This is a genomic window from Arthrobacter globiformis (assembly GCF_030818015.1).
GTDB lineage: Bacteria > Actinomycetota > Actinomycetes > Actinomycetales > Micrococcaceae > Arthrobacter > Arthrobacter globiformis_C.
Genome location: NZ_JAUSZX010000001.1, coordinates 4,576,493 through 4,596,765 on the forward strand (window position 1 = coordinate 4,576,493; position 20,273 = coordinate 4,596,765).

19 protein-coding genes and 2 pseudogenes are annotated in these 20,273 nt (G+C 60.7%); 14 read left to right on the top strand and 7 right to left on the bottom strand.

Annotated elements, in window-relative coordinates:
• Positions 1 to 99 precede the first annotated feature (99 nt).
• The 5 genes from QFZ23_RS21435 (at position 100) to QFZ23_RS21455 (ending at position 3,290) form a co-directional block, all read left to right on the top strand.
• Complete coding sequence (locus tag QFZ23_RS21435; RefSeq protein WP_306926066.1) at positions 100 to 756, top strand: GntR family transcriptional regulator; 657 nt, start codon at positions 100 to 102, stop codon at positions 754 to 756.
• 53 nt (positions 757 to 809) lie between these two features.
• Positions 810 to 1,604 carry a carbon-nitrogen hydrolase family protein gene (locus QFZ23_RS21440; RefSeq protein ID WP_306926067.1) on the top strand — a complete coding sequence of 265 codons (795 nt, stop codon included), beginning with the start codon at positions 810 to 812 and terminating at the stop codon, positions 1,602 to 1,604.
• Between the two features lie 55 nt (positions 1,605 to 1,659).
• Positions 1,660 to 2,193: an NADPH-dependent FMN reductase gene (locus QFZ23_RS21445; protein WP_230117761.1), complete on the top strand. Its 534-nt coding sequence runs from the start codon at positions 1,660 to 1,662 to the stop codon at positions 2,191 to 2,193.
• A 36-nt stretch (positions 2,194 to 2,229) separates the two neighbouring features.
• Entirely contained in the window at positions 2,230 to 2,400 is a 171-nt protein-coding gene (locus QFZ23_RS21450) for a hypothetical protein (protein WP_306926070.1), read from the top strand.
• 164 nt (positions 2,401 to 2,564) lie between these two features.
• Positions 2,565 to 3,290, top strand: a complete 726-nt coding sequence (locus tag QFZ23_RS21455; RefSeq protein WP_306926071.1) for a fumarylacetoacetate hydrolase family protein — start codon at positions 2,565 to 2,567, stop codon at positions 3,288 to 3,290.
• A 275-nt stretch (positions 3,291 to 3,565) separates the two neighbouring features.
• Here QFZ23_RS21455 and QFZ23_RS21460 read toward each other — a convergent pair whose 3' ends face one another.
• The 6 genes from QFZ23_RS21460 to QFZ23_RS21485 all read right to left on the bottom strand — a co-directional run bounded on the left by QFZ23_RS21460 (position 3,566) and on the right by QFZ23_RS21485 (position 8,752).
• Positions 3,566 to 4,204 carry a response regulator gene (locus tag QFZ23_RS21460; protein WP_230117765.1) on the bottom strand — a complete coding sequence of 213 codons (639 nt, stop codon included), beginning with the start codon at positions 4,202 to 4,204 and terminating at the stop codon, positions 3,566 to 3,568.
• Complete coding sequence (locus QFZ23_RS21465) at positions 4,201 to 6,117, bottom strand: PAS domain-containing sensor histidine kinase (protein WP_306926074.1); 1,917 nt, start codon at positions 6,115 to 6,117, stop codon at positions 4,201 to 4,203. Before QFZ23_RS21465 ends, QFZ23_RS21460 begins: the two co-directional genes overlap by 4 nt.
• A gap of 581 nt (positions 6,118 to 6,698) precedes the next feature.
• Positions 6,699 to 7,232 carry a flavin reductase family protein gene (locus QFZ23_RS21470; protein WP_306926076.1) on the bottom strand — a complete coding sequence of 178 codons (534 nt, stop codon included), beginning with the start codon at positions 7,230 to 7,232 and terminating at the stop codon, positions 6,699 to 6,701.
• 36 nt (positions 7,233 to 7,268) lie between these two features.
• Positions 7,269 to 7,520, bottom strand: a complete 252-nt coding sequence (locus QFZ23_RS21475) for a hypothetical protein (RefSeq protein WP_306926078.1) — start codon at positions 7,518 to 7,520, stop codon at positions 7,269 to 7,271.
• Between the two features lie 834 nt (positions 7,521 to 8,354).
• Positions 8,355 to 8,582, bottom strand: a complete 228-nt coding sequence (locus QFZ23_RS21480) for a DUF4913 domain-containing protein (protein WP_306926079.1) — start codon at positions 8,580 to 8,582, stop codon at positions 8,355 to 8,357.
• Positions 8,579 to 8,752, bottom strand: coding sequence for a hypothetical protein (locus QFZ23_RS21485; RefSeq protein WP_306926081.1), 174 nt, complete (start codon positions 8,750 to 8,752; stop codon positions 8,579 to 8,581). The genes QFZ23_RS21480 and QFZ23_RS21485 overlap by 4 nt, the downstream gene beginning before the upstream one ends.
• A 68-nt stretch (positions 8,753 to 8,820) precedes the next feature.
• On the opposite strand from QFZ23_RS21485, the gene QFZ23_RS21490 reads away from it, so the two are divergent.
• From QFZ23_RS21490 to QFZ23_RS21530, 9 genes and pseudogenes are all read left to right on the top strand, one after another.
• The gene (locus QFZ23_RS21490) at positions 8,821 to 9,585 is read left to right on the top strand and encodes a substrate-binding domain-containing protein (RefSeq protein WP_306926083.1); all 765 of its coding nucleotides are present in this window, start codon (positions 8,821 to 8,823) and stop codon (positions 9,583 to 9,585) included.
• 236 nt (positions 9,586 to 9,821) lie between these two features.
• Positions 9,822 to 10,387 (top strand): annotated as a pseudogene (locus QFZ23_RS21495) (recombinase family protein).
• A 239-nt stretch (positions 10,388 to 10,626) separates the two neighbouring features.
• Positions 10,627 to 11,682, top strand: a complete 1,056-nt coding sequence (locus QFZ23_RS21500; RefSeq protein ID WP_306926084.1) for a LacI family DNA-binding transcriptional regulator — start codon at positions 10,627 to 10,629, stop codon at positions 11,680 to 11,682.
• A gap of 355 nt (positions 11,683 to 12,037) precedes the next feature.
• Complete coding sequence (locus QFZ23_RS21505; protein WP_306926085.1) at positions 12,038 to 13,000, top strand: ABC transporter substrate-binding protein; 963 nt, start codon at positions 12,038 to 12,040, stop codon at positions 12,998 to 13,000.
• 73 nt (positions 13,001 to 13,073) lie between these two features.
• Positions 13,074 to 14,606 carry a sugar ABC transporter ATP-binding protein gene (locus QFZ23_RS21510; RefSeq protein WP_306926086.1) on the top strand — a complete coding sequence of 511 codons (1,533 nt, stop codon included), beginning with the start codon at positions 13,074 to 13,076 and terminating at the stop codon, positions 14,604 to 14,606.
• The gene (locus QFZ23_RS21515) at positions 14,599 to 15,648 is read left to right on the top strand and encodes an ABC transporter permease subunit (protein WP_306926087.1); all 1,050 of its coding nucleotides are present in this window, start codon (positions 14,599 to 14,601) and stop codon (positions 15,646 to 15,648) included. Before QFZ23_RS21510 ends, QFZ23_RS21515 begins: the two co-directional genes overlap by 8 nt.
• A gap of 121 nt (positions 15,649 to 15,769) precedes the next feature.
• Complete coding sequence (locus QFZ23_RS21520; protein ID WP_306926966.1) at positions 15,770 to 17,113, top strand: hypothetical protein; 1,344 nt, start codon at positions 15,770 to 15,772, stop codon at positions 17,111 to 17,113.
• Between the two features lie 371 nt (positions 17,114 to 17,484).
• On the top strand, positions 17,485 to 18,510 hold the full coding sequence (locus QFZ23_RS21525) for a LacI family DNA-binding transcriptional regulator (RefSeq protein WP_306926088.1): 1,026 nt from the start codon (positions 17,485 to 17,487) through the stop codon (positions 18,508 to 18,510).
• Positions 18,511 to 18,633: 123 nt separating this feature from the next.
• A pseudogene (locus QFZ23_RS21530) lies at positions 18,634 to 19,213 on the top strand (recombinase family protein).
• A gap of 6 nt (positions 19,214 to 19,219) precedes the next feature.
• On the opposite strand, the gene QFZ23_RS21535 reads toward QFZ23_RS21530, so the two are convergent.
• Complete coding sequence (locus QFZ23_RS21535) at positions 19,220 to 20,257, bottom strand: PDDEXK nuclease domain-containing protein (RefSeq protein ID WP_306926089.1); 1,038 nt, start codon at positions 20,255 to 20,257, stop codon at positions 19,220 to 19,222.
• Between the last annotated feature and the right edge of the window lie 16 nt (positions 20,258 to 20,273).

The window sequence follows — 20,273 nt, forward strand, 5'->3', positions numbered from 1 at the left end:
CCCGGCGACGACGTTGCCGGGACAGGACCAGCCTGGAAGTCCCCGGCTGGCCTACGGTAGGGCTTGTATTTATCCGCGTCACGTACTTAAAGGCTCGGTATGGGAAAGTTTTCGGGCACGACCACTTCAGGCCGTAAAAAGGCATACGCGCACCTGCGTGAAAGTGTCCTCACGGATCCGCAGCTGCAAGGCCAGTTCATCAACGAGACAGACCTTGCAGCCGACCTCGGCATTTCCCGCACCCCTGTCCGGGAAGCGTTGATGCTCCTCGTCTCAGAAGGTCTCGTCGAGCTGATTCCGCAGCGCGGCGCATACGTCCCAGCCATCTCTGGCAGGGAAATCTCGGAACTCATGGAACTGCGCAGCGTTCTTGAACGCTACGCATCCCGGCTGGTCATCACGAAACAGCGTGTGCCGGCTGAAAGAATGCAAACGACACTCGACCTTCAGGCCGCCGTCCCAGATGACGATGATCCAGAGTCCGCCCGCCATTTCATGCGCCTGGGAACCCTGTTTCACCAACAGCTCATTGACGCCGCTGGAAGCGATCTGATCTCCCGCACCTACAGCAATCTCCATGTCAGGCAAACGTTGGCAAGCGCTACCGCTGCGTGCAGGACCTCATGGGGGCGCCATGTCGTCTGCTCCGAACATCAGGGAATACTCGACGCCCTCGTCGCGGGAGACGTTGTCCAGGCCCAAAAGGCAGCCGATGAGCATCTGGCCTCAACGAAGGACAACCTGTTCCGCAACTGACCGGAAAATTCCGGCCCACACCTCAATCACGCTTAACCGATGGGAGTTCTTCCATGCGTCTCGCAGTTGCCCAGATCATCAGCGGTGCCGACCCGACTGCGAATCTTGGCCTCATCAGGCAATACGCTGTTGAGGCCAAGAAAACTGGAGCCGAGCTGGTCGTATTCCCTGAGGCGGTCATGCGCGCATTCGGTCACTCCCTCAACGACATCGCTGAGCCCCTCGATGGTCCTTGGGCCAACGAGGTCCGCAGCATCGCAAAAAACTTGGATCTTGTCATCATTGCTGGAATGTTTACCCCCGGCCGCGACGGCCGTGTCCGGAACACACTGCTCGTCACGGGACCCGGCATTGAAACTTCATACGACAAGGTGCACCTCTTTGATGCATTCGGATTTGCCGAGTCCGAAAGCGTCGATGCTGGGGAGAAATCGGTGATTTTCCAAGCGAACGGTACGGTTTTCGGGCTGGCCACCTGCTATGACGTCCGTTTCCCTGCACTGTTCTCTGCCAATGCCAACGCCGGAGCCCAAGTGAACATCGTCTGTGCTTCGTGGGGATTTGGAGAAGGTAAAGCCGAGCAATGGGACCTGCTGGTCCGGGCAAGGGCATTGGACAGCACGACGTTCGTCGTCGCTTGCGGTCAGGGCGACCCGGAAACCATCGGTGCCGGGCCTGCTGGCGCAGCTCCCACCGGAATCGGTCGCAGTGCTGTTATCTCGCCGCTTGGATCCGTGCTGGCCAAACTTGGCGGCAAGCCCGAACTTGTGGTCGTTGACATCGAACCGTCACAGGTTGCCGAGGCCCGCCAAAAACTGCCGGTTCTGGCCAACGCCCACCAGTTCTAAGGTCAAGGCACGGACCATCCATATCTACTGACCACGAAGAAGTGAGAGACACACCATGACACTGAAAGCAACGATCGTCGTAGGCAACCCCAAGCCGCAGTCTCGCACACTGGAGGTGGCCAAGAGTCTCACCGACAAGCTCCTCGTCCCGGGCACCTACATGCTGGAAATCATCGATCTCGCCGATCACGTCGCGGAAATCTTCGCCTGGCCATCGGATGAGATGGCTGCATTGAATGCCCGTGTCGCGGAGAGTGATCTTGTGGTTTTCGCCTCCCCGACCTACAAGGCGACCTACACGGGCCTCCTTAAAGCATTCCTGGATCGGTATCCAACCAATGGTCTAGTCGGTGTCACAGCCATTCCCGTGCACACAGGAGGCGATCTCACCCACGCCATGGGCCCCACGGTGAACCTCGCACCGCTGCTGGCTGAACTTGGTGCGGTTGTTCCTGGCCGCGGCTTCTACTTCGTGTCCAGCCAGATGGAGAACCTGGACGAAATTACTGCCCAGGCGGCGGCGGAGTACGCGGCTAATCTCAGCCGTGCCGCTAACATCGCCGCGTCATTGTCCGCGCCGGTTGCCTGAAGGAAGGAACACCACGTCTCTCGCCCAAACCCTGCCATGGTCCAGACCCCGGCGTTTGATCCCCGGGTTTTCCGTGACACGCTCGGGCACTACGCTTCCGGCATCACCATCATCAGCGGCATCGACGAGGACGGCCCGATCGGCTTCACCTGCCAGTCCTTCTACTCCGTCTCGACCGAACCGCTCCCGGACTCCTTCAGGTCATGACCAACTCCCCACGGCGCCGACGAGGCCTCTACACGATACATAGGTATCAGTGACCCCCATGCCAATTGACCCCACCATTACGGTGCCGCTTCCACTAGGTTGGGCCTGCCGTGACTAGCGCGGGGGCTCCGGAGCACGGGCGAGAGAATGAGAATGCAATGCGAATGGCACGACTATTGACCAGCGAAGGCATTCGGCATGCCGTCTACCTGAATGAGGAATGGCATCACATAGATGATCCGTTTGCTCCGGTTCCAACGTTCTTGGGTCCAGTAACCTCGGCCGGAAAGGCCACACTGCTGGCCCCAACCTGCCCGGCGGTTATTGTCGGAATCGGGCACAATGACGGTAATCACCCGCTGCCTATACAGCCTTGGCTCAAGTCAGTCCACACTGTTGCCAGCCCGAATGATGTCATCGAGCCGTCGTGGCGGGTGGGCGCTGTGAATGTGGAAGGTGAACTTGCCGTCGTCATTGGTAAGAGTGCTGTTGACCTTACGGCGGAGAATGCTCTGGATCATGTCTTGGGCTATACCATCGCCAACGATGTCACCAACGCCACCCAGGCGGTGATTGACGAAAGACTCTTTCAAGCCAAATCAGGAACCCATTACACGCCGTTGGGGCCGTGGATTGAAACGGATATCGCAGATCCGGGGAACCTTGGCATCGACGTCACGGTCAACGGCCACGCCGAAGCCCGCTCAGGCACCTTCAACCTTATCTTCGGCGTGGTGGAGTGCTTGGTCCACGTGACGAAGTGGATGGCACTGGAACCCGGTGATGTCGTCATGACTGGAGCCCCTGGCACTATTGTCGGAGTCCAGCCCGGAGATACGGTGGCCATAACGATTGATGGGATCGGGACCTTGGTCAACGCTGTTGCCTGATCTTCGTGCGCAGCCGGGACAAGGTGCGGCGGGGCGACGTGGTGACTCTGACAGTGGTGCGTGGCCCGGGCAGCGGAGGCCATCGAAGATTACTTTGAAGACCGCAGGATGGTATTGATCCGTCTGCACGACTCACAGAGTGTGGATTGTTATCCCCGACGACGCTATCGAGATTGTCTAACGGTGACGACGCCCCTCAAGCAACCAGGGCCACCCATCTCGCAACTTGGGGGGCCCTGACCGTTTAACTCCGGGGTAGGGGCTCACTGTGTGAGTTAGTGGAGGATTCCGCGTCGGATGGCTTGGGCGACCGCGGATGCCCGGTCAGAGACTTCGAGCTTTTCGTAGATGTGCTGCAGATGCGTCTTAACGGTCGTCAAAGAGATGTGCAGCTCGTTGGCAATCTTCTGACCCGAATGGCCATCTGCTGCAAGACGAAGAATATCGACCTCGCGGGCGGTGAGCGTCGGCCTCTTAGGAGTGTCCCGGCGAGTCCGTAGTTCACGGGCGAGAACGTCCTGCGCGAACGGGGCGATGATGGTTCCACCGGCACCAATGCGCAGGACTGCATCCGTGATCTCGTCAAAGGACGCCGCCTTCTCCAGGAACCCGCGGGCTCCATGCGTGAAGGCTCTGAAGACCGTCTTGCTGTCCATGTATGCTGTCAAGACAAGAATGCTCGTCGGTGCCGCTTCAGCGAACAGCGTCTCAAGAACTTCCATGCCGCCGAGTTCAGGCAGTTGTAAATCCATGACTGCCACGTCTGGCTTCAGTTCCCGGATCGCTGCTAGTGCACTCTTGCCGTCTCCGGCGGAGCCCACAACCTCGATTTGAGGCACGTTCTTCCAGTTCTGGGCGAGGCCCTCCCTGTAGACCGGGTGGTCATCGGCGATGAAGACGGTGAAGATCTTCATGCCAGAGCTAGCGCCTGGCGAACTGTCCGCGCAAAATGCTCGATATCGAACGGTTTCGTTAGGTAGTCAAGGATTTTCATACTCCGGAGTTCGGCTATGCGCGCCGGAGTTGCATCTGCGGAAAGAATAATCACCGGGATGTCCTTCGTACGCTGGTCCTGCTGCAAGAGTTTTACGACTTCAACCCCTGACATGTCGGAGAGATTCACGTCCAGCAGGATAAGCTGAGGCGCGTTGTCCTGGGCCAAAGCTACCCCGGACTCACCACTTGTGGCGGAAATAAGGTTCAGCCCGCCCATCCCGGAAATGATGTTCTCCACCAAGCGGATATTCGCGTAAGTGTCTTCAATCTGCAGGATCGTAGCATGAGCAGCGTCGCTGGTGTCGACAGCATCTTTTTTGGGGGCCGACGTGTCGAGATCCTCCTCCGGCGCAGGCGCGAGCGGCATGTCCACGTAAAAAGTTGATCCCTCGCCCGGGGCGGTGTGTTCAATGCCCAAGGAGCCGCCCATTTCCTCCACAAGTCGCCGGGAAAGGGCAAGGCCCAAGCCGGACCCCTCAATGGAAGCCGATTGATCAAGGCGCACAAATGGTTTGAACAGCCGCTCCACGTCGTCCTCGGACATCCCAGGGCCTGTGTCCATGACCAAGAAGCGCAGCGCCCCGTCCACTACCTCGCACCAGACCCTGACAGCACCCTGTGGGTTGTTGAACTTCACAGCATTGCTCAGCAAGTTGATGAAGACTTGCCTTAGCCGCTGAGTGTCAGCTAGGACGTAACGGTGCAAGGCACCATGCAAATCGCTAGCGATCTCGATGTCCTGTGCAGCGGCCAGGGGGCGGACCAATTTGAGGGCCTGGTGGATCGAGTCGATTGCCGGTACAGGAGCGGAGGCAATGCCAGGGGCGCCGGCCTCGATCCAGGTGATGTCCAGAACATCATTAACGAGTGCCAGGAGGTGCTTGCCGGCATCGAGGATATGACTTGTACTCTCGGCTGCGCGGGGGCTCAGGGGCAAATCCTGAAGCAGTTGCGCGAACCCTAATATGGCGTTCAGCGGCGTCCGCAGCTCGTGGCTCATCCTGGATAGGAATTCGCTTTTCGATCGGTTAGCACGCTCCGCGTCATGCATCGCTTCCCGCGCGGCCCTTTCTGCCCGTTTCCGGTCAGTGATGTCCGTGGAGATCGCGCCTAGAGCGTATGGCTTGCCGGCGTCATCCAGAAGCGGGAATTTTATGGACAGCCAACGGCTGTCTTCATCCAATTCGGACTGGTCCCGGTCTGTCGCCAAGAGTTCCTCGACTTCGATTGAGCTGGCGGTCCTGATGACCATGTCATCGTTGTTGGAGTAGTTGTCGGCCACGGCCTTGGGAAACAGGTCATAATCAGTCAGGCCGATGATTGATTCTGCTGTGACCCCCAGGCGTCGGGCGTAGTAGTGGTTGGCAATTAGGTAACGGCCGTCCAGGTCTTTGACGTACATGAGGGCCGCTGAATTATCTAATAGATCCTTCAACTGCCTGATTGTCGAGTGTAAGTCGTGTTCGATGGAGTCCGGCTCCGCCAGCGCAGCAAACTGAACGACCAGATACTCCGCAGGATCGCCGGGTACGTTGAACATCTTGACCTGAGGGCGGTAGGCAGCCAGCTGGTCGCCCAGACGAAACGTCATGGTTTGATCGTCAGCCGGTTCAGAAAGCGATGTCGCAACGAGTTTTATCAGGGCCGGTGTTGGGACTTCATCCGGATTAACCGCGGGCTCGGTTGAGTTGTGCAGCAATGCATCGAGCTCGCCGTTGCCTCCCAGGAACACCAGCTCTGTAGGGGATTCTTTACGAAAGATGGCAGTAGCCAGGGGGGCGGCGTCGAAAGCGCGCTGTTTCAGCAGGCGAAGGGCCTCATCGGGGCTCACGGCAATAGTCTTTCACGGTGCTCGATCATGTCGGCAGGTGCTGCGTTGAATAATTCATGGATCAGCGGATTAGGCGTAAGCGCCTCCATTGTACTCAGCGCTGGACCTCCAGTTCATTTGCGGGAATGGAAGTCGGCCGGTCCTTTCAGGACCAGGCCGACAAAACATGGCGGGCCGTAGTTACCTACCCGCCACGGCAAGAAGCTTTTCCTGGGACGGGTATTGCCATTCGACCCACTGCAGCGGAAGACCTGCCCGCTCAGCCACAAGAGAATGTGTGACGGTTTCGGGGCCTCCTGCACCACTTATCTCCGTGATGCAGGCAATGAGGGCAGCGGTCCTTCTTTCGTTGCGCTCCCGGAGAATGTCGGCAACGGTTCTTGCCGGTTTCGTTTTTCGTTTCTCGCGCCAAAGCGACATATAAAATACCTCTGGCAAAGTTGGTTGGTCGTAACTTTCTTAGCCATAGTCGTCGTCCCGAGACCAGGCAGTTCAGTCAGTTCGGGCGACTGCCTGCCCTACCCTCCTGACTTGACCGTCGGGAGGCAGTGCGACGCCTTAGGGATAACGGCGGATGGGGTCTACAACTTGTCGTCGATACCACGGAGGTGGCGGTACTGACCTTTGAAGTAGAGCAGTGGTTCTTCTTTGTGCCAGGTGGCTGGGCTCATTTCGTTGACGCGTCCGATGATGATGTAGTGGTCGCCGGCTTCGTGTTCTGCCCAGATGTCGCAGTCGAGCCACATCAGGGTGCCGGCGATGATGGGGTTGCCTGCGTTAGTTTGGGACCAGTCGATTCCGGCCCATTTGTCGGTGCCTTTGCGGGCGAACTGGTTTGAGACGGTGTCCTGGTCGTGGGCGAGGACGTTTACGACGAACTTGCCGGTCTCGCGTATCCGCGGGTAGGTCGTAGAGTTGGTCATGACGCTGAAGGAGACCAGGGGCGGTTCGGTCGAGACGGAGTAGAAGGACTGACAGGTGAAGCCGATCGGGCCGTCCTCGTCGATGCCGCTGATGATGGTGATGCCGGAAGCGTAGTGCCCGAGTGTGTCACGGAAAACCCGCGGATCAAACGCTGGTTCAAGGGCCGTCTTCTGGTCCAGAGTGATTGTCATATTCCTCAACTCCTTTGTGTGGTGTGGATAGTCGTTCTATTCGCCGTACATGAGGCCGGCGAGAAATCGTTCAAATTCGGGGTTGGGTTGCGTGCCCCGGGCCATTGACTCCGCAGATTCATCGCTTGGCTCGATGTAGACGCCCTCCCAGGCAAAGGCGCTGATCTGTCCGGGTGCCACAAGGGCTTGGCGTGTCTCTGCAGTCTGGAAAGACTGGTCGGCTGTTGAAGCGGGGATGGCCCTCCGCTTTGAACGGAACGTCATGGGCAGTTGGAACGTGATTGACATGACGGCTTCCTCCTTGAAGCGAGCTACCAACAACGTGGACAGGAATCTTGAAGATAAGCAGGGACCGTGTTGCCCAGCCACATCAATTCTTTCGTCAGGTGATGTGGCGCACATCGGCCGGTTGGGTTTCCGATGGGATGGTCTTTTTCCGACCAAAAGGATGATGCAAGTTCCCCAAAGGCTGTGATTTGGTAGAGCAAGTCAGCTTCCGGTAGGGAGGCGCCCCGGCAATATCTGCTTTTGGGCCAAATGACGCTAAACATACCGTCTGTGCTTATACCTGAAAATAACCTGGCCAGGAGGTCCGCGGCCGATGGCTTTGCCCGCAATGAAACGCTTCTTCCGGTGGCTCGCATCCTGGCGACTTGAACTGGCCGATGGGGAGGGGCTGGGCAAGAATGAGTGTTCTGACTGCGGACACGACTCTGGGGGAACGGCGGAAAACCTCTATTGGCTCGCCGCACTAAATGGAATCCCAGTCGAAACCATGCGTGCAACAGAGGAGCGAAGCAAGGACGACCGTTGCGGCTGCACAAACGATGCACACATCAGATACCGAATTCTAAATCCCTGCCTTAACCCAGTTCCCTAAGCTGAGCTACCACCGGTGTTCGCTCCACCAGGGCAAATACCGCAAAGACCGAGTACCGCCCCCACAGCCAGGGACAATCCTGATGGGCTATCCACCGCTACTGCTGCTGAGGGAGCTTTCCCGATGGCTCCCGATTTCCAGCCGTGGATAACCCGGATTGACCCCAACCATGGACAGCCCGCGTGGTCACCTTAAGCATTGGCTAACAACACCCGATTTAGAACAGGCCCGCGGGCGGTTCCTCACAGGGGTAGAGGGGCGAGTTTGGAGCGGTGCCCGTCGTCCAGGGTGCAGCCCTTGAACGGCCCGTCAGTTGAGAGCAGAACAGGCATGTGGTGGTCTGCGTGGTCGCGCCACCACACGCTCATCCCCGTGGTGCCGTCCAAGCGCAGGAACTCCCAGGCACGCCACAGCGCTTCGAGGCGGCTGATCGCTTCGGCGTGCTTCCACCACTGCGGGCACCAGGTCACACCGCCCTGCACGTTGAGTTGCCGGCGGTAGGTGTTTGCAAGCTTTTGCTGACGAATTCGGCCACGTTCGGGTAGAACAGCTCAGGGGCGTCCGAGTCCTCCTCGGCGGGCTCGGCGGGGGCTGCGGTGTCCTCCAGCTCGTCGTCCCACTCCCCCAGGCCCTCACTCATTGGGAGGCCCCCGCGGTGATCCACCGGTTGCCGGCCGCGGCCGCCGGCTTGTTCGCGGGTCATATGCGGTGATAGCGGTCCTCGCGGCAAGCCTGGATGATGACGCTGCACGTGAAGAGGAGCTAGTCAAAGCGTTTCTCCGAAGGCGCGTGGATGGACTGGTTCTGACCCCGGTCGCCAAAAGCCAGGGGTACCTGCCGGAACATTCCAAGGACCTTCCGATGGTCTTCATCGACAGGGAACCGGTCGGCATCGATGCCGATGCAGTCGTAAGCGACAACGCCGCTGGCGCGGCCAAGGCCGCCGCGCACCTGATTTCCCAAGGCCACACCAAACTCGCCTACCTAGGTGGCCGCACGGACATCCAGACCGCCCGGGAACGGCGCCACGGCTTTATTAACGAGTTGGGCCGCGCAGGTATTTCGACCGACACAATTCCCTTCCTGGAAGGACTCCGCAGTGAGGAATCAGCACGGAAGGCGGCAAGAGAGCTACTCACGGGTGCTGAACCGCCGACGGCCATCTTCTCTGCACAGATTTTGGTGACCTTCGGTGTAATGCGGGCGTTACAGGAACTGGGGCTGAACCGGGCTGTAGCCTTGGTCGGATTCGGCGACTTCACCCTCTCTGACATGATGAACCCCGGTATAACCGTCGTCGCCCAGCACCCCGAGCACCTGGGTAGAGTAGCCGCAGAGCGGATTTTGGCCCGCATCAACGGAGACCGACAGGAACCGCGAACTTACACCATCCCCTCTGAGCTGATTCTCCGAGGGTCTGGGGAAGTTCCGCCGCCCCGCCCTAATCGGCGACTGCACTATGCCAAACTCTGACGACAGCAGGTCCCCCGGACAACGCTAACTACCGCCCTGGTCGCCGCTTCAGCCCACGGCGACCGTGCTCGTCCACATGCGTATCTCGACGCCGAGGGAAAAACACGACAAGCCCCCAACAGCGTCTATCGGGTTGAGGTACACCCCACACTGACATCAAACGATCCAAGTATCTTGGCCTGCTCCAATAAAGGCCATAGAGCTCAATCCGACAGGTTGAGGGTTTGGAGGCTCAGGTGGCTGGTCAGCGGATCGGGTACGTGCGCGTCAGCACGCTGGACCAGAACGAGAAACGGCAGCTCGAAGGCCAGGTTCTGGACCGGGTCTTTACGGACAAAGCCTCGGCAGGGACACGTTCAGACCGGAGCTGACTGAGTTGCTGCGGTTCGCCCGTAACGGGGACACCGTGGCGGTGCACAGCATGGACCCGCTCGCCCGCAACCTCGATGACCTGCGTGCTCTCGTCCAGGGCCTCACACGCAAAGGGGTCCGGGTGGAGTTCGTCAAAGAGAGCCTGGTCTTCACTGGCGAGGACTCCCCCATGGCCAACCTGATGCTCTCGGTGATGGGGGCCTTCGCCGAATTCGAACGCTCCCTGATTCGGGAGCGGCAGAGGGAAGGCATAGCCCTGGCCCGGCAGCGCGGCGCCTACAAAGGACGGAAGAAGACCCTCACACCGGAACGGGCGGCCGAACTGGTCCAGAGGGCAGCGCATGGAATCCCCAAATCCGCCCTCGCCAGCGACTACGGCATCAGCCGGGAATCGGTGTACCAGTACCAGCGCCAAGCCAAGCTTGGGTGAAGCCCTCCGCTACTGACCTGCCGCTGACGCAACAACAACCACACCAGCTTGAGGAATCTCCATTATCGGCGCTTCCGAGTAGGGGTCCTTCAGCGCGTCCATTTGCGGGCGGAGGGTTTCGCTGCGAGCGGCTCTTGACGTGTGCGGGTAGTCACATCTATCGTTGACCCTAATCCTTTAGGTAACGCGATAGGAACTCCGCGAAACCTTTCCCTAATCGATTAGAAAGCAGTCGCGAAATGGCGAAGAAGCCCACGCTGCGGGACTTGAGCGAAGCCACAGGCCTTTCTTCCTATACGGTTTCGCGCGCCCTGAGTAACGGCGCGGATGTCTCCGATGCGAGCCGGAAGCTGGTGTTGAAGGCTGCCCGGGAGCTGGGTTACGTCCCGAACCGTGCCGCGCAGGAGCTCCGCAAGAAATCGCGCAGTTCGATCGCAGTCATCACCGCGAGCACGTCGAACTACTACTACCTGGACCTGATGAAGGGCATTCAGCGGGTTCTGCGGGGATCCAGCCGAAATGCCGTTGTGGCCGACATTGCAGCAGAAGGTGTCTACACACCCGAGGTGGAAGATGCCATCGTTCAAGATCTGATCCAGTCACGCACGGCCGGCATTATCACTACCCTGACCCTGAGCATGCAGAACGTTAAGCTCCTGGAAAGCTGGGACATTCCCGTGGTTTTCGTGGACTCGGCACCGCCGGAGGACGCGACACAAGTCCCGAGCATCCTCACAGACAACTTTGCGGCGAGCATGAAAGCGGGGGCGCATTTGGCCCGGCACGGGTATGCGGATTGGCTCTTCCTGGCCTATCCGGGCCGCTGGTCCACGCGTGCCGAGCGGGAGCGCGGGCTTCGTGAGGCGGCGGCCAAGCACGGGGCTGTACTGCAGGTGCTGGAGACGGAGAACGACGCCGACTCGGCATACCGGACACTGTCCGCCTATTTGGATACACCCGGCCGGGCCCTGCCCAGGGCGATCATCGCCGGAAACAACCCCCTGCTCCACGGCGTCCTCACCGTGCTCCGACAGCGCGGAATTGCTGTCCCCACCCAGGTGGCTCTCATAGCGTTTGACGAGTTTGCCTGGGCTCCCCTGCTGGATCCCCCGCTGACAGTGGTGGATGAGGACAGCGAATCAATCGGCGTTCTGGCCGCACAGACGCTGACCCGAATCCTGGACGGGCAGCTGGAGGCCGAGCGGCGGGGCGAGTCACCGGTGCCCGACTACCGTCCCGAGGACCGCCGGGAGGTGAACGCGGACTTAATCGTGCGACAGTCATGCGGATGCTGAGCCCCAGCTCCCCCATGACCAAAAGCAACTGACCTCACCGGCACGTGGCTCGGCTGGTGGCCTCGACGGAAAGCCTGTCCTGGTTTCCACGCGCTGGGTCTGACAACGCAACGGGGCCCTGCCCGCCCCGACACAAGCCCCTTGCTTTTGGTACTCCAAAGCGTACCGGCAAGGTTTGGTTCCGGCGGAGCCGACCCGCAGAGCTCCGTCCCCCACGGGAACTGACCCGACAGCCCCGGTCTTCGCATCGAAGCGAGCCGGCGCAACCTCCACTACCAATTCCATCGACCGCGTTTTTCACGGATCTGGCCGGCCGTCACGGCCTCGCCGGTTCCGGTTCAAAGGAGATCCGAAAATGAATCAGCTCGTCAAGAAGTCGGCAGTTTTCACCGCCGCCGCGACACTGGCCGCGCTCAGCCTGACGTCCTGCAGTTCTGGCGACACCCAGGCCGGTACCAACAAGCCGACGAAGATCGAGAAGATCGGCCTCATGGTCCAGGACATGTCCAACCCGTTCTTTTCCGCGATGGACAAGGGAGCCAAGGAGGCCGCCGCGAAGATCGGCGCCACCGCCAACACCCAGGACGCGCAGCTTGATCTGGCGAATCAGAATACCCAGATTGACACGTTCATCCAGCAGGGCGTGAACCTGATTGTCATCAGCGCCGTGGACGAAAACGGCATCCAGCCCGCGATTGAGCGGGCGAAGCAGGCGGGCATCATTGTCATCGCCGTGGACACCCCGGCCAAGAGCGCGGACGCCGTGGTGATGACCAATGCAGTCCAGGCCGGCGAAAAATCCTGCCAGTACCTGTTCGAGCAGATGGGAGGAAAGGGCAATGTTCTCTTGGTGGACGGAACCCCGCTCCAGACGATCCGTGACCGCATCACCGGCTGCAAGAACGTCGTGAAGAAGTTCCCTGATATCAAAGTTGTCGGGCAGCAGGCCTCCAAGAACGACCGGGCCTCCGGCCTCGCCGTGACCACGGACATGCTCACTGCTACCCCTGACGTTCAGGGCATCTTCGGCATGAACGACCCGTCCGCCCTCGGTGCGGTTCTGGCGGTCCAGCAGGCCCACAAGGCGGGGACCGTAAAGGTCACCGGTGTGGACGGCAGCCCGGAGGCGGTGGCGGAACTGAAGCAGTCCGGGTCGCCGTTCATCGGAACCGCAACCCAGAATCCTGCCGAAATGGTCCGCAAGGCCGTCGAAATCGCGCAGAACATCATCGACAACAAGCCCCCGGCGGAGAGCACGATCCTGATCCCCAGCGAGCTCGTGACCCGTGAGACCGTCAGCCAGTACAAGGGCTGGTAAGGCTCCCTGCTGCCGTGTGGGGTCGCTCGGCTCCCGCAGCGGCCCCACACAACCGGACTAAGAATAGGCCGTCATGACTACAACAACCTCCCGCCAGCCGCTGCTGCAGCTGGAAGGCATCACAAAGCGCTTCGGCGCCACGCTCGCTCTCAATAACGTCCACTTCGACCTGCGTGCAGGTGAAGTGCATGCTTTGATGGGCGAGAACGGAGCTGGTAAATCCACCCTGATGAAGATCTTGGCGGGGAACGTAGCCCGCGATTCCGGACGTATCCTGATGGATGGCACCGAAATCGACATCCGCTCCCCGCATGAGGCCGTTGCCCACGGCATAGCCATCATCCATCAGGAGCTGAACACGGTCCCGGCGATGACAGTTGCCGAGAATTTGGCCCTCGGACGGGAACCTTCGACCAAGTTCGGGGCCTTGGACCGTCGCGCCATGATCGTCCAGGCCCGTGAGAAGCTCGCCCGGGTCGGGGCACGGATTGATCCGCGCACTGAGCTCGGCCAGCTCAGTGTGGGCATGCAACAGATGGTTGAAATCGCCAGGGCCGTCAGCGAGAACGCCAGGATCCTGGTACTCGATGAACCAACAGCGGCCCTCTCACGCAGTGAAACCCTCCACCTTTTCCAGATCATCAACGAGCTGCGAGATGCAGGTGTCGGGCTCGTGTACATCTCCCACCGGATGGAAGAGGTCTGGGAGCTCGCGGACCGTGTGACCGTCTTCCGCGACGGAACGTACGTCGGCACCCGGGGAAAGACCGAGATCAGCCCGCCCGACGTCGTCCGGATGATGGTCGGACGCAACCTCGAGGACCTCTACCACCACGACCGGCACAGCCCGGGAGACGTCATGCTGGAGGTCAAGGAACTCACCGACGGTGCCGGCATCGGGCCGGTCAGCTTCCAAGTACGGTCGGGCGAGGTCGTCGCCCTGTCCGGGCTCATCGGGGCCGGCCGCACCGAAACGGCCCGGATGATCTTTGGCGCCGACAGGCCCCGCGGCGGCACCGTCACCGTCAAAGGCAAAGCGGCACTGGCCTCCAGCCCGGCCCAGGCGATCGCCCGGGGAATCGCAATGGTCCCCGAGGACCGCAAGGACCAGGCCTTGTTCGTCTCCCACACCGTCGAGGACAACATCGCTGTCAGTTCCCTTGGCGGCCACGTGAACGCCGGCGTGCTTCAACGGACCCGAATACGGAACGCGGTGAAAAAGCAGATGGAACGCCTGCACCTGCGGCAGAACGCCCTGCGCCTGCCGGTCAGCGCGCTTTCGGGCGGCAACCAGCAAAAAGCGGTTCTGGCCCGGTGGCTGATGCGCGAATCCGATGTGCTGATCCTGGACGAACCCACGAGGGGCGTAGACATCGGCGCGAAAAGCGAAATCTATGAAGTCATCAACGACCTCGCCAAGGCCGGCAAGGCCATCCTGGTCATTTCCTCGGACCTTCCCGAAGCGATCGGCATCAGCGACCGGCTCCTCGTGATGCGCTCCGGACGGATCGTCCAGGAACTCAACTCACGCACCGCCAGCGAAGAGGACGTCATGTCCCACGCAACCGGAACAGCAGCACAGACAAACGGAGAATTCCATGACTAACCAGGCTCTGAACAACCCACAGGGCGCCGGCATCCGGCCAGAGGCCACACCTGCCACCGCCCGCAGCTTTGACTTTGCCTACTGGTGGGACCGCGTCGGCATCCTCGTGGTCCTGATCGCCCTCGTTGCCTTAATGGTCGTCATCGCCCCTAACTTCGCGAGCGTCAACAACCTGCTGAACATTGCCCGGTCGATCTCGATCAACGCGATCCTGGCGGCCGGAATGACATTCGTCATTCTCGCGGCCGGAATCGACCTTTCTGTCGGTTCCATTCTGGCCGTCTCCGGTGTCGCATCGGTCATGACAGGCATTGCAGGACTGCCCGCACCCGTCGCGATCCTGGTCGGTGTTGTGACAGGGGCCGTCGCGGGTTTGATCAACGGCCTGCTCAGCGCCTACCTGGCACTGGCCGCCTTCATCGTTACCCTCGGCACCATGACCTTCCTTCGAGGCCTGGCCTACACCATGACCGACGGGCAACCCATCGTCTCCAACACACTCAGTTTCCGGGACATCGGCAACGGGTACATGGCGGGCATCCCGGTGCCCGTGGTGATCATGATCATCGTCTACGTCGCAGCGTGGTTCGTCCTTGAGCGCACCCGCTATGGCCGGCACGTCTACGCCGTGGGCGGCAACGCCGAAGCCGCCCGGCTGGCAGGCATCAACGTCAAACGCGTCATCACTTCCGTCTATGTCATCGCCGGCATCTGCGCCGGGCTCGCCGGTGTCATCTTCTCCGCCCGGGTGGTCTCCGCCCAGCCGACAGCCGGCACCGGCTACGAGCTGGACGCGATCGCCGCAGTTGTCCTGGGCGGCACAAGCCTCGTCGGCGGACGCGGACGGATCTACGGCACACTGATCGGCTCCATCATTCTCGGTGTCCTCAGCACCGGACTGATCCTGATGAATGTCCAGTTCTTCACCCAACTGCTGATCAAGGGCCTCGTCATCATCCTCGCGGTGGCAATCGACAGCCTGAAACAACGCACACTGCGCCTGCCCTGGTCCAGGGCCATCGCCGCCCAGACACCTGCATAAGAGCACGCCCGACGAAACCGGCAGCCACATCCTGCCTGCCGGACGGGACAACCCGGCCACTTCCCAAAAGTGGCCGGTTCTAGCCCCACGCCCATAACTTGAGAGGAAAAAGCCCGTGGCAATGCCCACCATCGCCATCAAGGACGGCCTTCCCGGCCGCCGAATCAACGAACCAGTGACCTTCACCATCGACGGAGAATTTACCGAAAACCTCTGGACAGCAACTACCAGTGCCGGAGAGACCGTTATCTGCCAGCGGCTGAACGCCCAGCCCGAACCGGGTAAAACCACGTTCATCACCGTCGTGACCTTCGAGGGAAACCTGCAGCTCACCCTCGCCGCACCGGTCACCGGGCGCGTTGACGGCATAAACGAACGGGAACCCGTCGAGTCCGACGCCTTCGTCCGCCTGGACACAGGGTACTTCGACCTCGAAATGTGCTCGGGCACGGCTGAAGGCACCGGCTCCTCAAAGTGGGGAATTCGTCACTTCGCCACACTGAAAGAAGGCATCGACCTGCTCCCCTCGGGCAACAACGCCATCGGCGGCTTCTACGGCCCCTTCTTCACCCCCGAAAACGGCCTCATCAACCCGCCCGAACACACCACCGTCGACATCGAAACCCTTGAACACGGTCCTGTCCTGCACCACTACCGGATGCACGGCACCGTCCCCGACGGCCTGCTCGAGGAGCTCAAGGGCAAGACGTTTTCCATCGACTGGAAATTCACCCACGGCACCCCCTACTTCACCCGCAGCTACCGGGTGGACGACTTCCAGACAGTCATCAACGGCCGCTCCATAACCAACAAGATCACCGTCGGCGATGAATTTGAGGCCGGCCAGGGCGACGTGGTCTTTGACCGCTTCGAAGCATACAGCGGCACACGATACCGCGCCGGGGACCCCTACGCCGCTGAACTCGCACACATGGTCGACGAAACCATCGCGAACTCAACGTCCAGCACTGCCAAGTTCCAGGAATTCCGCCGTCAGCTCACCGGCAACATCGAAGCCGCCCACTGGGATCTGTACTGGCGCCTGTTCTGCAGCTGGGAAGGCGCCTTAGACGAAGAGGAAATCCGCGCACGCCTCGCCCGGGTCAGGGCAACCTCGCACGTGCTCGCTGACCTGCCCGAGCGGCATTGGACGATAGTGGATGCCCCCCTCGACGTCTCGGCCGTGCCGCACGAAACCATCTTCCCCGGGCCGGCCTCCAAAACCGCCGAATTCCATTCAGAACTCGACAGAACCATGGTCTGGTGGACCTCCGAACCCTCCGGCGCCTTCCAGATCGTCCAGCGCCGCCAATCCGGCTGGGTCAACTGGGGAACCAACGGCGAAAACGAATGCCCCGAACTTCCCGTCGGCGTCGAGATCAAAACCGCATACGGCATGTTCAGCGACGGCTGGCAGCACGTAGCAGACCAACTGGAGACTGCACCCACGGTCCACCAGGCCTAAGGCTGGCCGATGGGCCTCTGGACATGGCAGCGGCTGCCAGCCCAATCCCCCACAGATGTCGCCGCCATCTCTCTGCAGCCTCGTGCTGCGATTCCCGGCGCCGACGCCCGGTGGAGAGATCTGTCACCAGGAACTCCGGAACCTGCCTGGCTGTGCAACCAGGACCATGCAATCAGGCGCCTGGCCACCTCCTGGTCATGGCCAGGCCCATCCGCCAACGGACTCGGGAGCTCAACAAGGGACGCATTCAGGCCCCGACAAGCATATGAATTGAGGTGAGCCAGACGGGCAGAACGATGGCCGAGACAACAGAAATCGTAGAGGACGGCTTCAGCGCGTCTTCGGCTGCGGTGCGAGTAGCTAGGCCGAGGATGCGTGATGTGGCTGCTTTGGCCGGAGTAGGCATCAAAACGGTTTCCCGGGTCGTCAATGACGAACCTGGTGTTTCTGAAGTCACCCGCCAGAGAGTGTTGAAGGCGGCGAAAGGGCTGAACTACCAGCTGGACATGACAGCCCAAAGCCTACGCCGGGCCGGCCGACAAACACTGTCCGTTGGGCTGCTGCTTCCCAGCGTCGCCAACCCATTTCATGGCCAAATCCATCGGGCCCTGAGTGATGTCCTGGCGAGCCACGGCATAGCGGTCCTCGCGGCAAGCCTGGATGATGACGCTGCACGTGAAGAGGAACTGCTCAAAGCGTTTCTCCGAAGGCGCGTGGATGGACTGGTTCTGACCCCGGTCGCCAAAAGCCAGGGGTACCTGCCCGAACATTCCAAGGACCTTCCGATGGTCTTCATCGACAGGGAACCGGTCGGCATCGATGCCGATGCAGTCGTAAGCGACAACGCCGCTGGCGCGGCCAAGGCCGCCGCGCACCTGATTTCCCAAGGCCACACCAAACTCGCCTACCTAGGTGGCCGCACGGACATCCAGACCGCCCGGGAACGGCGCCGCGGCTTCATTAATGAGTTGGGCCGCGCAGGTATTTCGACCGACACAATTCCCTTCCTGGAAGGACTCCGCAGTGAGGAATCAGCACGGAAGGCGGCAAGAGAGCTACTCACGGGTGCTGAACCGCCGACGGCCATCTTCTCTGCACAGATTTTGGTGACCTTCGGCGTAATGCGGGCCTTACAGGAACTGGGGCTGAACCGGGCTGTGGCCTTGGTCGGATTCGGCGACTTCACCCTCTCGGACATGATGAACCCCGGTATAACCGTCGTCGCCCAGCACCCCGAGCACCTGGGTAGAGTAGCCGCAGAGCGGATTTTGGCCCGCATCAACGGAGACCGACAGGAACCGCGAACTTACACCATCCCCTCTGAGCTGATTCTCCGAGGGTCTGGGGAAGTTCCGCCGCCCCGCCCTAATCGGCGACTGCACTATGCCAAACTCTGACGACAGCAGCCGTCTATCAGGTTGAGGCACACCCCAACCTGACGCCCAAGACCTGCACCTCTTGACGTTCGTCTGGGAAGGTCCTAGAACTCAATCCCACATGTAAGAGGGTTGGAGGCAGCGGTGGCTGGTCAACGGATTGGGTACGTCCGCGTGAGCACGCTGGATCAGAACGAGAAACGCCAGCTCGACGGCTTGATCCTGGACCGGGTGTTCACGGACAAGGCGTCCGGCAGGGACACAGCCAGACCACAACGGGCCGGATTGCTGGGCTTCGCCCGCGACGGGGACACCGTCGTCGTGCACAGCATGGACCGGCTGGCCCGCAACCTGGATGACCTGCGCGCCCTGGTCCAACGCCTGACCCGCAAAGGGCGTCCGGGTGGAGTTCGTCAAGGAGCACCTGCTCTTCACCGGGGAGGACTCCCCAATGGCCAACCTCATGCTCTCCGTCATGGGCGCGTTCGCGGAATTTGAACGCTCACTGATCAGGGAACGCCAGCGGGAAGGTATCGCCCTGGCGAAGCACCGCGGCGCTTATAAAGGGCGGAAAAAGACGCTTACTCAGGAACGGGCGGCGGAGCTGGTCCAGCGGGCGGCTAGCGGAATTCCCAAGTCCGCCCTCGCCATGGATTACGGCATCAGCCGGGAAACGGTGTACCAGTACCTGCGACAGGCGCGGCTTCCTACCCCCACTTCTTGAGCCGCTCTACTCGGTGTCCGGTTCGGCCCATTCGAGGGCTGCGACGAGGTGCCCTTCGTTGGGAAGGGCTTGTTGCTCTGCTGCGGGGAGTTTGTCGTAGGTGTAGGCCGCTACGGCCATGGGTGAGGTTGACCGGCCCAGGCTGTAGCGGACACTGCGGTCATTCTTCGTTCCGCAGATCAAGATGCCCACGGTTTCGTTGTGGTAGTCGCGGCGGAGCATGTCATCGACCAGGGCGACGTAGAAGTTCAATTTGCCGGCGTATTCGGGCTGAAACTTACCGGTTTTGAGCTCGATGACCACGTACCGGAGCTGCTCAATGTGAAAGAAGAGCAGGTCGACGTAGTAGTCATCGCCATCGACGTCGAAATGGACTTGGCGGCCCACGAACGCAAAGCCCGGTCCCAGCTCCTGCAAGGTTTCGCTGATCCGGCTTGTCAGCGCGTTCTCCAGGTCACGCTCTGCGACTTCACCGGAGAGACCGAGGAATTCGAAGTTGTAAGGGTCCTTTGCCATCTGCTGGGCAAGTTCAGAGTCAGCGGCCGCCAAGTGCCGAGTGAAATTGGATGGTGCTGTCCCGGTGCGTTCCATGGACCGGTTCATCATCATGTTCAGCAGCACGTTCCGGGACCAGCCGTACTGGACGGCCGCGGCAGCGTACCAGTCCCGCTCCTCGGCGCTGGCTGCCTTGTCTAGAATCATCCGAATGTGACCCCACGGCAAATGTGCCACAGCCTGTGGCACATTTTCGTCCTCTCCCCACGCCCGCACCATCGCGGTCATGTACTGCAGACTCCGGTACGACAGGCCCTTCATATCCGGAAAGGCGGCCGCCAGATCCGCAGCCAACCGCCGGATAACGCCACTCCCCCAGCCCTGGCTTTCCTGCCGGACGATGATGTCCCTGCCGAGCGACCAATACAACTCGATGACCAGCGTGTTGACGGTCCTCTGGGCGTGGATCCTGGCACCAGAGATCCGGGTCTTCAACTCCTCCAGCAGGTCCGCGTAGTCCGCTGGCAGATCGATTTCTGAAGACACCATGCCTCAACCCTACCGA